The organism is Actinomadura terrae, assembly GCF_022751215.1.
GTDB lineage: Bacteria > Actinomycetota > Actinomycetes > Streptosporangiales > Streptosporangiaceae > Spirillospora > Spirillospora terrae.
The window spans coordinates 491,274-506,291 of the sequence record NZ_JAICDG010000004.1 but is presented as its reverse complement, the minus strand read 5'-3'; the positions used below and the strand labels follow the sequence as shown (position 1 = coordinate 506,291).

The 15,018-nt window shown below is 72.5% G+C and carries 14 protein-coding genes; 11 read left to right on the top strand and 3 right to left on the bottom strand.

Annotated elements, in window-relative coordinates; genetic code table 11:
- Window positions 1-16 precede the first annotated feature (16 nt).
- On the top strand, window positions 17-553 hold the full coding sequence (locus tag K2F47_RS26895) for a carboxymuconolactone decarboxylase family protein (RefSeq protein ID WP_242908185.1): 537 nt from the start codon (window positions 17-19) through the stop codon (window positions 551-553).
- Window positions 554-563: 10 nt separating this feature from the next.
- Here the strand turns inward: K2F47_RS26895 and K2F47_RS26890 are convergent, their stop codons facing one another.
- A complete protein-coding gene (locus K2F47_RS26890; RefSeq protein ID WP_242908183.1) occupies window positions 564-1,301 on the bottom strand; it encodes a PaaX family transcriptional regulator C-terminal domain-containing protein in 738 nt (245 codons plus the stop codon).
- A 329-nt stretch (window positions 1,302-1,630) separates the two neighbouring features.
- On the opposite strand from K2F47_RS26890, the gene K2F47_RS26885 reads away from it, so the two are divergent.
- Window positions 1,631-2,878, top strand: coding sequence for a cytochrome P450 (locus K2F47_RS26885; RefSeq protein WP_242908182.1), 1,248 nt, complete (start codon window positions 1,631-1,633; stop codon window positions 2,876-2,878).
- Window positions 2,879-2,890: 12 nt separating this feature from the next.
- Window positions 2,891-3,991, top strand: a complete 1,101-nt coding sequence (locus tag K2F47_RS26880) for an NAD(P)-dependent alcohol dehydrogenase (RefSeq protein WP_242908181.1) — start codon at window positions 2,891-2,893, stop codon at window positions 3,989-3,991.
- A gap of 5 nt (window positions 3,992-3,996) precedes the next feature.
- Here K2F47_RS26880 and K2F47_RS26875 read toward each other — a convergent pair whose 3' ends face one another.
- Window positions 3,997-4,902: an NAD(P)-dependent oxidoreductase gene (locus K2F47_RS26875; protein WP_242908180.1), complete on the bottom strand. Its 906-nt coding sequence runs from the start codon at window positions 4,900-4,902 to the stop codon at window positions 3,997-3,999.
- Window positions 4,903-4,944: 42 nt separating this feature from the next.
- On the opposite strand from K2F47_RS26875, the gene K2F47_RS26870 reads away from it, so the two are divergent.
- The 7 genes from K2F47_RS26870 (at window position 4,945) to K2F47_RS26840 (ending at window position 13,165) form a co-directional block, all read left to right on the top strand.
- Complete coding sequence (locus tag K2F47_RS26870; protein ID WP_308198477.1) at window positions 4,945-5,952, top strand: nitronate monooxygenase; 1,008 nt, start codon at window positions 4,945-4,947, stop codon at window positions 5,950-5,952.
- Window position 5,953: 1 nt separating this feature from the next.
- Entirely contained in the window at window positions 5,954-9,007 is a 3,054-nt protein-coding gene (locus K2F47_RS26865) for an ATP-binding protein (protein ID WP_242908178.1), read from the top strand.
- 24 nt (window positions 9,008-9,031) lie between these two features.
- Window positions 9,032-10,279, top strand: coding sequence for an FAD-dependent monooxygenase (locus K2F47_RS26860; RefSeq protein WP_242908176.1), 1,248 nt, complete (start codon window positions 9,032-9,034; stop codon window positions 10,277-10,279).
- 133 nt (window positions 10,280-10,412) lie between these two features.
- Window positions 10,413-11,765, top strand: coding sequence for a glycosyl hydrolase family 18 protein (locus K2F47_RS26855; RefSeq protein ID WP_242908174.1), 1,353 nt, complete (start codon window positions 10,413-10,415; stop codon window positions 11,763-11,765).
- Between the two features lie 163 nt (window positions 11,766-11,928).
- The gene (locus K2F47_RS26850; protein WP_242908173.1) at window positions 11,929-12,423 is read left to right on the top strand and encodes a MerR family transcriptional regulator; all 495 of its coding nucleotides are present in this window, start codon (window positions 11,929-11,931) and stop codon (window positions 12,421-12,423) included.
- Window positions 12,305-12,619, top strand: a complete 315-nt coding sequence (gene trxA, locus K2F47_RS26845) for a thioredoxin (RefSeq protein WP_242908172.1) — start codon at window positions 12,305-12,307, stop codon at window positions 12,617-12,619. Before K2F47_RS26850 ends, trxA begins: the two co-directional genes overlap by 119 nt.
- A gap of 87 nt (window positions 12,620-12,706) precedes the next feature.
- Window positions 12,707-13,165, top strand: a complete 459-nt coding sequence (locus K2F47_RS26840) for a carboxymuconolactone decarboxylase family protein (protein WP_242908171.1) — start codon at window positions 12,707-12,709, stop codon at window positions 13,163-13,165.
- A 98-nt stretch (window positions 13,166-13,263) separates the two neighbouring features.
- Here K2F47_RS26840 and K2F47_RS26835 read toward each other — a convergent pair whose 3' ends face one another.
- Entirely contained in the window at window positions 13,264-13,644 is a 381-nt protein-coding gene (locus K2F47_RS26835; RefSeq protein ID WP_242908169.1) for a VOC family protein, read from the bottom strand.
- Window positions 13,645-13,816: 172 nt separating this feature from the next.
- Here K2F47_RS26835 and K2F47_RS26830 point away from each other — a divergent pair, with 172 nt between their 5' ends.
- Window positions 13,817-14,860, top strand: coding sequence for a helix-turn-helix transcriptional regulator (locus K2F47_RS26830; protein ID WP_242908167.1), 1,044 nt, complete (start codon window positions 13,817-13,819; stop codon window positions 14,858-14,860).
- Window positions 14,861-15,018 lie beyond the last annotated feature (158 nt).

Below are 15,018 nucleotides of genomic sequence, written 5' to 3'. Positions count from 1 at the left end.
CCCCCTGGAGGAAGCCGTGCCGCACATCGCCCTCGGAAACGACGCCCCGGGCATCCTGTCGCTGTTCGCCTACCGGCCCGAGACCGCGCGTCCGATGAACGAGCTGGCCGAGATCCTGCTGCGGGGACCGAGCACGCTGACGCGGGGCGCGCGCGAGCTGATCGCCGCGTACGTGTCCTCGCTCAACGACTGCGACTTCTGCGCGTCGTCGCATTCGGCGTTCGCGGCCGCGCAGCTCCCCGAGGGGATGGAGCTGGTCGCCCGGGTCCGGGCCGATCTGGACGGCGCGCCGATCCCCGAGAAGCTGAAGGCGCTGCTGCGGGTGGCCGCGGCCGTCCAGCGATCGGGGCAGGACGTCCGACCGGAGGACATCGCGGCGGCCCGGGCCGCCGGGGCGACCGATCTGGAACTGCACGACACCGTCCTGATCGCGGCGGCGTTCTGCATGTTCAACCGGTATGTGGACGGGCTCGCGACGACCGTCCCCGACAATCCCGACGACTACGCCGCCGTCGCCAAGGTGATCGTCGAGGGCGGCTACCAGGCCCTGTGATCCGGGACGGTCAGGACAGCACCCTGTCCATCAGCAGTTGCTCCAGGTCGGTCTCGAAGCGTTCGTAGAGGGCGCGCAGGTCGGGGCCCGGCCAGTCGCGGGGGAGCAGTTCCGGCGGCAGGATCGGGTCCCGCAGGAGGTGCCGGAGCGCGGCGGCCGAGAGCGTGAACTTCTCGGACGTCGTGGTGGCGCGCCGGAGGGCGTCGCGCAGGGCGCGGGCCGACTCCGTCCAGCCGTCGAGGTCCCACAGGGACGCGGCGAGCGCGGCGGGGTCGGACTCGGGGCGCGCGTTGAGGAACGTGCACTGCCGCACCACGGTCTCGGGGCGCGGACGGGTCAGGTTCGCCGGACGGAGCCAGGTGCCCTCGCGGAGTTCGGCCAGCCGCAGCTCCGACATCGCCTGCCGGAGCGCGGCGCGCTCGGTGGCGGGACGGCGCTCGGCGGTGATCACGGCGATCTCCCACGTGCCGTCCCAGGCGCGGGTGGGGGGCAGGCGGCTCTCGTCCTGGCGGGCCTGCCGGGCGAGGAGGCGTTCGGTCAGCGTGTACATGCCCTCGTCCTGGACGAGGTCGCCGGAGGCCACCATCCGCGACAGCGCCACCCGGATCGTGCCCTCCGCGATGCCGAACAGGTCGCCGGCGCGCACGAGGTAGCGGGCGGGGAGCCGGGGCGGGTGGACGCCGAGCAGCGTGCTCAGCACCACCGATCGTGCGGTGAGCGGCCGGATCTCCAGGGAGCGAGAGGTCATGTCTGCTCGGAACCCTACCCGCCGGTCGCCCACTGTGAGATGGCCTTCACCGCCTTGGCCCGCCACCGCTGCCGTCTTGGCCCGCTCCCATTCTGTCTTGTCCGGTTGCTCATGGGTGCTGACCTCGGAGAACCGGGTTACCCGGGGGCGACGCGCGGGGTGCGAGGTATGGCCATCCGCGCCGCAGCCTGGAAAATGCGATTGAGGGCGCGCAGCGGTTTCGCCCGGGGGTACGGCAGGGTGGCCCGGCTACGGCCGGGTGGGAGGGCCTGGCCGGACGCGGCTCCCAGGTCCCGTTGCGCGTGGGCAACGACGGAGGAGCCGACCGCATGATCCTGACCGTGGACGAGGCGGGCCGCGCGCTCGCGGACCCCGCCTGCTACGCCGACGAGACGCGGCTGCACGACGCGCTCGCGCTGCTGCGCCGCGACTCGCCGGTGCACCGCGTCGAGGCACCCGGGTACAACCCGTTCTGGGCGGTCACGCGGCACGCCGACATCATGGAGGTCGAGCGGGAGCACGAGGTGTTCCTCAACGCGCCGCGCCCGCTGCTCACCACCGCCGAGTTCGACGAGATCAACCGGCAGCGGCAGGAGCAGGGGATCGCGCTGCGCACGCTCATCCACATGGACGACCCCGACCACCGGGTCATCCGGGCGATCGGCGCCGACTGGTTCCGGCCGCGCGCGATGCGGGCGCTGGAGCCGCGCGTCCGGGAGTTGGCCCGCCGGTACGTCGACCGGATGGTGGAGTTCGGCGGCGAGTGCGACTTCGCCCGGCAGGTCGCGGTGCATTTCCCGCTTTATGTGATCTTGTCGCTGCTCGGCCTGCCGGAGAGCGACTTCGACCGGATGCTGAAGCTCACCCAGGAGCTGTTCGGCGGCGACGACGACGAGTTGCAGCGCGGCCGGACCAGCGAGGAGAAGGTGGCGGTGCTGCTGGACTTCTTTGCCTACTTCCAGGGGCTCACCGAGGCGCGGCGCGCGCGTCCGACCGACGACCTGGCCTCGGCCATCGCGAACGCGCGCGTGGACGGCGAGCCGCTGAACGACTTCGACACCGCGTCCTACTACGTCATCGTCGCGACCGCCGGGCACGACACGACGAGCGCGGTGATCGCGGGCGGGCTGCACGCGCTCGTGGAGCATCCGGACCAGCTCGCACGGCTCCGCGACCGGCCCGAGCTGATGCCGCTCGCCGTGGACGAGATGATCCGCTGGGTCACGCCCGTCAAGGAGTTCATGCGGACGGCCGCGCGCGACTACGAGCTGCACGGCGTCACGATTCCCGAGGGTGATTCGCTGCTGCTGTCCTACCCGTCCGCGAACCGGGACGAGAACGTCTTCGCGGACCCGTTCGCCTTCGACGTCGGCCGCGACCCGAACAAGCACCTGGCGTTCGGGTTCGGCGTGCACTACTGCCTGGGCGCGGCGCTGGCGCGGATCGAGGTCCGCGCGTTCTTCGAGGAGCTGGTGCCGAGGCTCGCGTCGATCGAGCTGGCGGGGACGCCGGAGAGCATCGCGACCACGTTCGTCGGCGGTCTGAAGCGGCTGCCCGTCCGCTACTCGCTCGTCTGAGGGGGGCGCGGTGTGCTGATCGATGCGGCGGTGCTGCGTGCGGCCGACGCGCCGTACGCGATCGAAAAGGTCGAGCTGGCCGACCCGGGGCCCGGGGAGGTGCTCGTCCGGATCGCGGGCACCGGCATGTGCCACACCGACCAGCTCGGACGCGTCGACGGCGACATCGTCGCCAAGCCCGTCATCCTCGGGCACGAGGGCGCGGGCGTCGTGGAGGCGGTCGGGCCGGGCGTGCGCGGGGTGGCGGCGGGCGACCCGGTCGTGCTGTCGATCGACTCGTGCGGGACGTGCGCGAACTGCCGGGACGCGCGTCCCGGGAACTGCCGTGACATGGCCGCGCTCAACCTGACGGGCGTGCAGCTGGACGGGACGCCGCGCGCCGCCGGCCTCGACGGCGCGCCCGTGCACAACCGGTGGTTCGGGCAGTCGTCGTTCGCGTCCCACGCGCTGGCCTCGGCGCGGTGCGTCGTGCCGGTGCCCGGGGATCTGCCGCTGGAACTGCTCGGGCCGCTCGGCTGCGGCGTGCAGACCGGCGCCGCGTCCGTGCTGGTCTCGTTGGGTGTCCGGGCGGGGGACAGCATCGTGATCTTCGGGGCGGGCGCGGTCGGGCTCGCGGCGGTGCTGGCCGCGCGGCTGGCGGGCGCGACCGTGATCGTCGCCGTCGAGCGGCATCCCGCGCGCCGCGAGCTGGCCCGCGAGCTCGGCGCCACGCACGTCCTGGACGGCGCGGACGGCGATCTCGCGGCGCGGGTGCGGGCGGCGGTTCCCAGCGGCGAGGGCGTGCAGTTCGCGCTGGACACGACCGCCGTCCCCGAGGTCGTCTCGGCGGCGGTCGCGTCGCTGCGCACGACCGGCGTCTGCGGCCTCGTCGGCGTCGGCGCGCCGGAGTACCGGCTGGACGCGACGCTCCTGCTGATGGGACGCACGGTCAAGGGGATCATCGAGGGCGACGCCGTTCCGCACACGTTCATCCCGAAGATGATCGAGCTGTGGCGGCAGGGGCGGTTCCCGTTCGACCGGCTGATCCGCACCTATCCGCTCGCCGAGATCAACCGCGCCGAGGCCGACGCGCTCGCCGGGGAGGTGGTCAAGCCGGTGATGCTCCCTGCCTAGATGGGCTAGACGAGGTGGAGCAGCTCTTCGCCGCTCGCCAGGCGGCGGCAGTTCTCGGCGGCGACCGCGAAGTAGCGGGCCCAGGTCTCGCGGGTCAGCCACGCGACGTGCGGCATCACGACCACGTTGTCGAGCGTGAGCAGCGGGTTCGCCGGGTCGACCGGCTCCCGCTCGAACACGTCGAGCCCGGCGCCGCCGAGCCGCCCGGACGCCAGCGCGTCCACGAGCGCGGCCTCGTCGATCACCGCGCCGCGCGCCGTGTTGACCACGATCGCGCCCGGCGGCAGCAGCGCCAGCCGCCGCGCGTCGAGCAGGTGGTGGGTCTCCTCGGTCAGCGGGATGTGCACGGACACGACGTCGCTGATCCGCAGCAGGTCGTCCAGCTCCATCCAGGAGGGGTCGTCGCGGCGCGGGCGCCGGGAGGTGAACACGACGCGCGCGCCGACCGCCTCCAGCATCCCGCGCAGCAGCCCGGCGATCTCGCCGCCGCCGAGCAGCCCGACCGTCCGTCCGCGCAGCTCGCCGCCGACCAGGGCGCGGTCGGCGGGCCAGCCCTCCCCGCGCCGCGTCCGCGCGTCGAACGCGACGATACGGCGCAGCACCGACAGGGTCAGGAGCAGGCTGGTCTCCGCGACGGCCTGCGCGTTGCGTCCCGGCATGTTCGCGACCTGGACGCCCCGCTCCCGGGCCGCGTCGAGGTCGATCGTGTTGACGCCGGTGCCGAGCTTCTGGATCAGGCGCAGCTTCGGTGCCCGGTCCATGTCGGCCGCCGTCAGCGGACGCAGCACATGCCAGATGACCTCGGTGTCGGGGAGGAGCCGGGCGAGCCGCGCGTCGTCCTGCTCCGAGCAGCTCACGATGTCCAGTCCGGGTTCGGAATGGTCCATGTCGTAGTGCAGCAACACCCGCATCCTGCTCCCCTTAGAACGGCTCCGGTCAGCTATCTTGCCCTCGTGCCCGACTTCGTGAAGTTGGAGAGGCCGATCGTCCAGGCGCCGATGGCCGGGGGGCCGTCCACGCCCGCCCTCGCCGCCGCCGTCTCGGACGCGGGCGGCGCCGGTTTCCTCGCCGCCGGTTACAAGACCGCCGACGCGATGCGCGAGGAGATCGCGGCGACGCGGGCGATGACGTCGCGTCCGTTCGGGATGAACCTTTTCATGCCGTCATTGGACGACATCGATCCCGGCGCGGTGGACGCTTACCGTCAGCGGTTGGCGCCCGAGGCGGAGCGGTTGGGGGTCGTGCTCGGCGTGCCCGCCGAGCGCGATGACGACTATGACGCCAAAATCGTCGCTCTGCTCGCCGACCCCGTCGCCTTTGTGAGCTTCACGTTCGGGTGCCCGGCGCCCGATGTCATTCGCGCCTTCCAGGATCGCGGGATCGTCGTCATCGTCACGGTGACCAGCGCGGACGAGGCGCGCGCGGCGTCCGCGGCCGACGTGCTGTGCGTCCAGGGACTGGAGGCCGGAGGGCATCGCGGGTCGTTCACCAATTCCCTGGACGAGGACGCGCTCGGCATTCGGGAACTGCTCCGGCTCGTGCGCGATGCGGTGCCGCAGCCGCTGATCGCGGCCGGGGGACTGGCCACGTCCGAGGACGTCGCCGAGGTCTTGTCGCTCGGTGCTGTCGCGGCGCAGATCGGGACCGGATTCCTGCTCTGCCCGGAGAGCGGTGCCAGTGAGGTGCACAAGGCGGCGCTCACCGATCCGCGTTTCACGTCCACCGCCATGACCCGGGCTTTCAGCGGACGGCCCGCGCGCGGCCTGGTGAACCGCTTTCTCGCGGAGCATTCGAAGGCCGCGCCCGCCGCCTATCCGGACGTGCACTACGTGACCTCGCCCCTGCGCAAAGCGGCGGCCGCGCAAGGCGACCCGGACACCGTCAACCTGTGGGCGGGCGAGGGGTTCCGGCACGCGTCCGCCGCCCCCGCCGCCGAGATCGTCGCGTCGCTGACACCCTGACATGCGGTTCGGCATCCTCGGCGACACCCGGGCGTGGCGCGAGGACGGGGACGAGCGCGGGGATGAGGTCGCGCTCGGCGGGCCCGCGCGCCGCGCTCTGCTGGCGCTACTGCTCGTCTCCCCAGGGGAGATCGTCTCGATGGGACGGCTGGCCGAGGGCACCGGAAGCCCGGGCGGTCACGCGTTGCAGGCGCAGGTGTCGCGGCTCCGCGCGGCGCTGGGCGCGGACGCGCCGATCGAGCGGGCCGGGGACGGCTACCGGATCCTCGTGCCCCCGGACGACGTGGACGCGCACCGGTTCGAGCGCCTCGCCGCCGAGGGACGCTCCGCCCTGCGCGACGGCGACCCGCGCCGCGCCGCCGACCTGCTCCGCGCCGCGCTCGCGCTGTGGCGGGGCCCGGCGCTCGCCGACGTCCCGGCGCCGGTGGCCGCCGACGCCGTCCGGCTGGAGGAGCGGCGGGCGGCCGCGATCGAGGACCGGCTCGAAGCCGACCTGCGGCTCGGGCGGCACCGCGCCGCCGTCCCCGAGCTGCGGGAGCTGACCGTCCTCTACCCGCTCCGGGAGCGGCTGGCGGCGCTGCTCGTCCGCGCCCTGCGGGACGGCGGCGACCGCGCCGAGGCGCTCGCGGTGTTCGAGCGGACCCGGCGGCGGCTCGCGGACGAGCTGGGCGCCGACCCCTCGCCCGAGCTGACCGCCCTGCACGCGGCGCTGCTGCGCGCCGACCCGAACCCGGCCGCGCCGCCCGCGCAGCTCACCTCGTTCGTCGGACGCGACGCCGACGTGACCGGGGTCGGCCGGCTCATCGCCGCGAACCGGCTGGTCACGCTGCACGGGCCGGGCGGCGTGGGGAAGACCCGGCTCGCCGTCGAGGTCGCGTCCCGGGCGGCGGGCGAGGTGTGCTTCGTCGAGCTGGCGCCGCTGCGCGACCCGGCCGGGCTGCCGCAGGCCCTGCTCGGCGCGCTCGGCCTCCGCGAAAGCGGCCTCCGCCAGGGCGGTGGGGACGCGGTCGAGCGGCTGGTGGCGGCGCTGCCCGGGCGGGCGCTGCTGCTCGTCCTCGACAACTGCGAGCACCTCGTCGCGGGCGTCGCCGCGCTCGCCGGACGGCTGCTCGCCGCCTGCCCCGACCTGCGCGTCCTCGCCACGAGCCGGGAGCCGCTCGGGATAACCGGCGAGCACCTGTGGCCGGTCCGGCCGCTGGACGGCGACGCGGCGGTGCGGCTGTTCACCGAGCGCGCGGAGGCCGTCCGGCGCGGGGCCGCCGGAGATCCGGGCACGGTCCGGCGGATCTGCGCGGCGCTCGACGACCTGCCGCTCGCCATCGAGCTCGCCGCCGCCCGGACCCGCACGCTGGACCTGTCCGACCTCGCCTCCCGGCTGGACGACCGGCTGCACGGTCGGCTGAGCGTCCCCACCCGCGGCGCCCGCACCGCCGACGCGCGGCACCGCACGCTCCGCTCCGTCGTCGCGTGGAGCTGGGACCTGCTCACGGTGGACGAGCGGCGCGCCGCGTCCCGGTTCACGGTGTTCGCGGGCGGCGCGACGGCCGCGGCCGCGCGGCGCCTGTGCGGGGACGAGGCGCTGGAGTCGCTCACCGACAAGTCGCTGCTGGAGTTCGCCGGCGGCCGCTACCGGATGCTGGAGACGATCCGGGCCTTCGGGGCGGAGCAACTCGATCCCGCCGACGACATCGGGCACGCGCACGCCCGCCACTACCTCGCGCTGGCCGAGGAGGCCGACCCGCATCTGCGGCGGGCCGAGCAGCTGGAGTGGCTGCCCGTCCTCGCCGCCGAGCACGACAACCTCCTCGCCGCGCTGCACTGGGCGGCCGAAACACGGGAAACACGGCTCGCGCTGCGGCTGTGCGCGGCGCTGTCGCATTACCTGTGGATCCGGGGACTTTCGACGGCCGCCGCGTCCGACGCCGCCGCCGTCCTCGCCGCGCTCGGCCCCCACCCACCGGACGGGCTCGACGAGGAGTACGTGACCTGCGTGCTCCTCGCCGCCTACGCGGACAAGGCGTGGCAGCGGCATCGCCAGGCGGCCGAGGCGGCGCTGGCCCAGAACGCGGCTACGGCGGCGCGGTACCCGTCCGTCCCGTTCCTGTGGCTGATGCGCAACGCCGACGGCCCCGCCGCCTACGCGATCGTCACCGGCGCCCGCGAGGACGGCGACCCGTGGGCCCGCGCGGCCGCCCGTTTCGTCACGGGCTTCCCCCACCTCGCCTCCGGCGACACCGGCGCCGCCGGACGGGAGTTCGCCGCGTCCGCCGCCGGGTTCCGCGCGCTCGGCGACCGCTGGGGCACCGCGCTCGCCCTGGACGCGCTGGCCGGGCTGGCGGCGCTGCGCGGCGACCGCGCGCAGGCGATCGCGCTGACCGACGAGGCGCTCGCGCTCACCGAGCAGGTCGGGGCCCTGGACGACAGCGCCGACCTGCTGGTCAACCGGGGCGACCACCGCGTGCCCGGCGATGTGCCGGGCGCGCTCGCCGACTACCGGCGCGCCGCCGCGCTCGCCCGCCGCGCGGGCAGCCCCACCACGCTCGCGGCGGCGCTGCGCGGGCTCGGCGACATCGCCCTCCTCTACGGCGACCTGACCGGGGCACGGCGCCGCTACGAGGACGCCCTCGAACGGTTCGAGCCGCACTGGGTCAAGAGCGTCGGCCACCGCGTCGGCGCGCTCGTCGGCCTCGGCCGGGTCGCCGCCGCGCACGGCGACCACGACACCGCCCGCGCCCGCTTCCGCGAGGCCGTCGAGTCGGCGGAGCGGTTCGGCGCGTCCGGTGACGGCGCCCGGGGCGTCGAGGCCCTCGCCGAACTCGCCGCCGCCGAGGGCGACCCCGAATCGCATGCGCGGCTGCTCGGCGCCGCCGCCGTGCTGCGCGTCGTCCCGGCCCGGGACGCGCCCGAGATCGACCCCGCGTACGCCGGCGTCCACGCCGAGGCCACCCGGTTGGGACGCGCGGACGTCCTCCGCCTCGCCGGGCTGCCCGAAACCGTCGTCACCGAACTCACCGCACGGCGAGGCGCGGGTGAGCGCGCGGTGAGGGGACGGTGAGCGCCGCCCGGCAGGCTCACCGGCATGAACATCCTGATCTCGGGCGCGTCCGTCGCCGGGCCCGCCCTCGCCTACTGGCTGCACCGGCACGGCTTCACCCCCACGATCGTGGAGCGCGCCGAGACCCTGCGCGACGGCGGTCACGCCGTGGACTTCCGCGGTGAGGCGCACCTGTCCGTCCTGAACAAGATGGGGATTCTGAAGGAGATCGAGCGGGCCGCCACCGGCATGGGCCCCGTTTCGTATGTGAACACGCACGGGAAGGTGCAGGCGCGCATACCCACCGACCTGTTCTCCGGGGACATCGAGATCCTGCGGGGCGACCTGGCGCGGATTCTCTACGACGCCACGCGGCACGACACCGAGTACCTCTTCGGCGACTCCATCACGTCCATCACCGAGGACCCCGGCGGCGTCGACGTCACCTTCGAGCATGCCGCGCCGCGCCGGTTCGACCTGGTCGTCGGTGCGGACGGCCTGCACTCGGGCGTCCGGCGGCTCGCGTTCGGGCCGGAGGAGCAGTTCGTCCGGCACCTCGGGCTGTACCTCGCGATCTGCACCACGCCCAACCACCTCGGCCTCGACCACGCCGGACTCGGCTACCGCACCGCCGACAAGCTCGTCATGGTCTACAGCGCGCGGCACAACACCGAGGCGAGGGCCCTGTTCTACTTCGGCTCGCCGCAGTTGGACGTCGACCGCCACGACACCGCCGCGCAGCGGGCGATCCTCACCGAGCGGTTCGCGGGGAGCGGCTGGGAGACCGACCGGATCCTCGACTGGGCGCGCGAGGCCCCCGACTTCTACTTCGACGCCGTCGCCCAGGTCCGCATGGACGCCTGGACGCGCGGCCGCGTCGCCCTCCTCGGCGACGCCGCGTGGTGCCCGTCCCCGCTGACGGGCATGGGGACGGGCCTCGCGATCGTCGGCGCCTACGTCCTCGCGGGGGAACTCGCCGCCGCGCACGACGACCACCCCTCCGCGCACACCGACCACTCCTCCGCGCACACCGACCACCGGGCCGCGTTCGCCGGCTACGAGGCGATCCTGCGCGAGTACGTGGCGCGCTGCCAGAAGATCGGCGACGGCGTGGCGAAGATGATGGTGCCCTCCAGCCGGGTCGCGGCGGCACTGCTGAACCGTTACTACGCGCTCATCCCGTACCTGCCCGGGAAGAAACTGATGGCGAAGATGGCCCGCCGGACCGCCGAATCCGTCAATCTTCACAACTACCCTCGGAGCATTTCGGATTCTGAGGTCTTCCCGGCCTAGACCCGGCGCGGTTACCCTGCTGGTGGCGTCCACGCCGGCCGTATGCGCCTTTCGCCTGGGAGGGTCCCGTCCGCGGGAACTGTTTGGCTCTACGCCGGCTCCTCTGTGTCCCCGCCAGTTGAGGAGTCGACCCGTGAACTACAAGTACAGGCGCTGGTCGGGCGCCGCGGCGGCGCTGGCCGCCGCGACGGCCGCCCTGGTGCTCTCGCTGGGCGCCGTGTTCGTGCTGTCCACCCCGTCGTCCGCCCGAGCCGTGATCACCTGCGACTTCGCCATGTGGGCGGAGGGCACCCAGTACACGGCGGGGACCAAGGTCCACTACCAGCGCAACGACCAGAACCACGGCTACGAGGCCCTCGTCACGCACACGGCCTACAACGGCGCCAACTGGAACCCCGCGTCGACCCCGACCCTGTGGCGCGACCTCGGCGCCTGCGACGGCGCGCCGCCGACCGACCCCACGACGCCGCCGACCGACCCGCCGACGGACCCCACCACCCCGCCGACCGACCCGCCCGGCAACGGCGGTGACACCTGCGCGGTGAAGTCCCGTCCGGCCGGCAAGGTCATCCAGGGCTACTGGGAGAACTGGGACGGCGCGAGCAACGGCGTCCACCCGCCGTTCGGCTGGGTGCCGATCAACGACGCGCGGCTGAAGCAGCACGGCTACAACGTGATCAACGCGGCGTTCCCCGTCATCCGCTCCGACGGCACGGTGCTGTGGGAGGACGGGATGGACGCGACCGTCAAGGTCTCCACGCCCGCCGAGATGTGCGCGGCGAAGGAGGCCGGGGCCACCATCCTCATGTCGATCGGCGGTGCCACCGCGGGCATCGACCTCAGCTCCAGCTCCGTCGCCGACAAGTTCGTCCAGACGATCGTGCCGATCCTGAAGAAGTACAACTTCGACGGCATCGACATCGACATCGAGACCGGCCTGTCCAGCGGCGGCAACATCAACCAGCTCTCGGCCTCGCAGTCGAACCTGATCCGCATCATCGACGGCGTGCTCGCGCAGATGCCGTCCAACTTCGGCCTCACGATGGCGCCCGAGACCGCCTACGTCACCGGCGGCAGCGTCACCTACGGCTCGATCTGGGGCGCCTACCTGCCGATCGTCAAGAAGTACGCCGACAACGGCCGGCTGTGGTGGCTGAACATGCAGTACTACAACGGCAGCATGTACGGCTGCTCCGGCGACTCCTACAGCGCCGGGACGGTCCAGGGCTTCACCGTCCAGACCGAGTGCCTGAACAAGGGCCTCGTCGTCCAGGGCACCACGATCAAGGTGCCCTACGACAAGCAGGTCCCGGGCCTGCCCGCGCAGCCGGGCGCCGGTGGCGGCTACATGTCGCCCGGCCTGGTCAGCCAGGCGTGGAAGGCCTTCAACGGCCAGCTGAAGGGGCTCATGACCTGGTCCTTCAACTGGGACGGCTCGAAGAGCTTCTCCTTCGGCGACAACGTCCGCTCCCTCCAGGGCCGCTGACGCGGTAGCCGGACGCGGGGCTCGTTCGCCCGCGTCCGGCTCCTGAGAGTGCCCCGGCCTGCCTCGTGCGGGCCGGGGCATTCTCACGTCCCGGGCGGGGTTGACATTGACGTCGGTGTCAGGGGTTAACGTCGGTGCTGGTCACGGAGAGTCGGGAGGGCCGATGCGGATCGGGGAACTGGCCGCACGGGCCGGGGTCAGCACGCGGACGCTGCGCTACTACGAGCAGCAGGGGCTGCTCTCGGCGCGGCGCGCGGCCAACGGGTACCGCCAGTACGAGGAGTCCGACCTGCGGCTCGTCGCCGAGATCCGGACGCTGCTCGCGTCGGGGTTCACGCTGGAGGACGCGCGCCCGTTCGTGGACTGCCTGCGCGCCGGGCACGCGGAGGGCGCGTCCTGCCCCGAGTCGGTCGCGGTCTACCAGCGCAAGCTCGCGGAGATCGACGCCGACATCCGCTCGCTGATCCGCCTGCGGGCCGAGGTGACCGACCAACTCACGCGGGCCTGCCCCGGGTGCATGTTCTCTCAGGAGGCGACGGATGATCACACTGACGACGGAGAACTTCGACGAGCGGGTGCTCCGCTCCGACAGGCCCGTACTGGTCGAATTCTGGGCGGACTGGTGTCCCCCCTGCAAGATGATCGCGCCGATCCTTGACGAGATCGACGCCGAGTACGGCGACCGGCTCGCGGTCGCCAAGCTCAACGGCGACGACCACCCCGAGATCGCGGCCCGGTACAACGTGCTGGGCTTCCCCACGCTGAACCTCTACCGGGACGGCGAGGTCGTCCGGCAGATCGTGGGCGCGCGGCCGAAGCGCCGCCTGCTCGCCGACCTGGAGGGCCATTTCTGAGTTTCCGGCGGACGCCGTCACATCCGCCCGCCGCGCTCCGTCAGTTCGATGCACGACATCGATCTGAAGCGATCTGAGGGAGCGAGCATGGAAGCGCGAATGAAGAACCCGGCGTACGTCCTCCCGGACGTGGTGAAGGGCGTCGGCACGCTGAGCAAGGCCGTCGCCTCCGCCGGCCTGCCCGAGGGGCTGCTGGAGTTCGTCGCCCTGCGGGCCAGCCAGATCAACGGGTGCAGCGCGTGCGTCCACAGCCACGTCCTGAACGCCAGGAAGGCGGGGGAGTCGGAGGAGCGGATCGCCGCGGTGGCCGTCTGGCGTGAGGCTCCGTTCTTCACCGACGCCGAACGGGCGGCGCTGTCGCTGGCCGAGCACGCCACCCGGATCGCCGACCGGTCCGGCGACGCCGTCCCGGACGAGCTGTGGAACGAGGTGTCCGGCCATTTCGACGAGAAGGAGCTCTCGGCGATCATTCTCCTGCTCGGTATGATCAACATGTTCAACCGGCTGAACGCCGTCGTCCAGGAGCCCGCGGGCGCCATTTGGTGACCCATGTCTGAGGCCCGGTGAACTCCGTCCCGCCGCATTGGACGGAGTTCACCGGTTCTCAGCGCCGTTCGATGCCGCTTTCCGTGCTTTACCGTCGCTTAGGGCGAGCCGCCGTACGGAACGGTGAGCACTTCCATGGCATGACCACCGGGGTCGGAGAAATAGACCCCGCGTCCGCCGTCGCGCGTGTTTATCTCACCTTCACCGCTGCCGTCGGGATTGGCGTAGTAGTGCGCGCCCGATTCTTTGATCCGAGTGAAGATTGCGTCGAACTCCTCGTCCGGCACCAGAAAGGCGCAGTGGTGCCAGCGGAAGTCGTCGGAGTCCATGAAGTCGAGCGTCACCCCGTTCCCCGTCCGCACCGGAAGGAACGGTCCGACCTGCGCGCCCACGTCCAGCCCCAGGATGCGGGCGAGGAACTCGGCGGACTCCCGCTTGTCCTTGGCCGGGACGATGATGTGATCGAGTTGGATGGGCATGCGGCCCCCTGCCGCCAGGGCCCGGCCGCTCCGGGCCTCCACATCTACCCTGTGCCCTCAACCGTGCTTGAGGTCAACCATCCACCCCGGCCGAACACAAGCGGTTAAGGCGAGTTGACAACAGTCGGTCATCCCCGTTGCCGGACTGAGTTCGGCCGGTCACACTGAGCGCATGACGGGGTCGGGGGAACGGCTGCTGGGCGAGTTGCGCATGATCGCCAATGAAGGCGCGAGGATGGACGAACTGGCGTGCGCGCTGTCACAGGCGATCGCCTCCGTCCTACCGCACGACGCGGCGAGGCTGGTCGGAACCAGCCCGGCCGCCCGCTCCATTCCGTCCTCCTTCAGCTTCTGGCACGGCTACGACGCCGACTTCGGCCGGGCACTGCTGTGCGACTACTACGCGGGCCACGACCCCGGCCCGCCGGGCGATCTGGCGCGGCGCCCGCTGCCGGTGGCCCTGCTCGGGGTCGGCGACGAGCGACGGCACCGCCGGTTCCGTTCGCTGATGTCCCGCCACGGCGCGGGCAGCGTGATGCGGGTGGTGCTGAAGGACGCCCGGGGCATCTGGGGGATGCTGGAACTGCTGCGCGGCCAGGGCGCCAGGCCCTTCTGCGGCGACGACGCGGAGCGGGTGACGCGGCTGACCCCCAGGCTCATCGAGTTCCTTCGGGCCTACGTCACGGGCGGTCGGCGGATGCCGCCCGGCCCGCCCCCGGCGCCGGGTGTGATCATCGTCGGCGCGGACAACGTGATCCGCTCGGCCACCCCGCAGGCGAACCACTGGCGGGGCCGGCCGGAGCACAGATCCCAATGCCTGCGATGGACGGCCGAGTCGTTCACGATCGGGCTGGCGATGCAGACGCGCATCCACGCCCTCGACCCGCACACCGCCGAACCGCTCGTCATCGGGCCGCCCCCCGTCTACGGCCGATGGTTCGCGACCCAGGGGCAGCCGCTGGGCGACTCCGGGGACGTCGCGATCGTCATCCAGGCGGCGACGCCCCGCCAGATGCTGCCCTCGTTCTGCGACTGGTACGGCATCACCCCCCGCGAACGCCAGATCATCGCCCATCTGCGCGACGCGATGCCGCCCAAGCAGATCGCCCGCGCGCTGGAGCTTTCCGTTCACACCGTCAACGACCATCTCAAGGCCGTCTTCCGCAAGACCGGTGCCTGTGGGCGTGACGAACTCCTCGCCGTCCTCACCGGTTAGGGACGGCAATTCTCCTGCTTCTCCTCTTCGCCGCGACCGTTTCGGCCCGCATGCCAGCGTGAAATCCGACCATTCGGAACTGATATGGAAATGATCTTGGTCGCCGGGTAATCCCGTTGTTGCCGGCCGAATCGCTAGGTAGGTTTTTGGTGAATTTC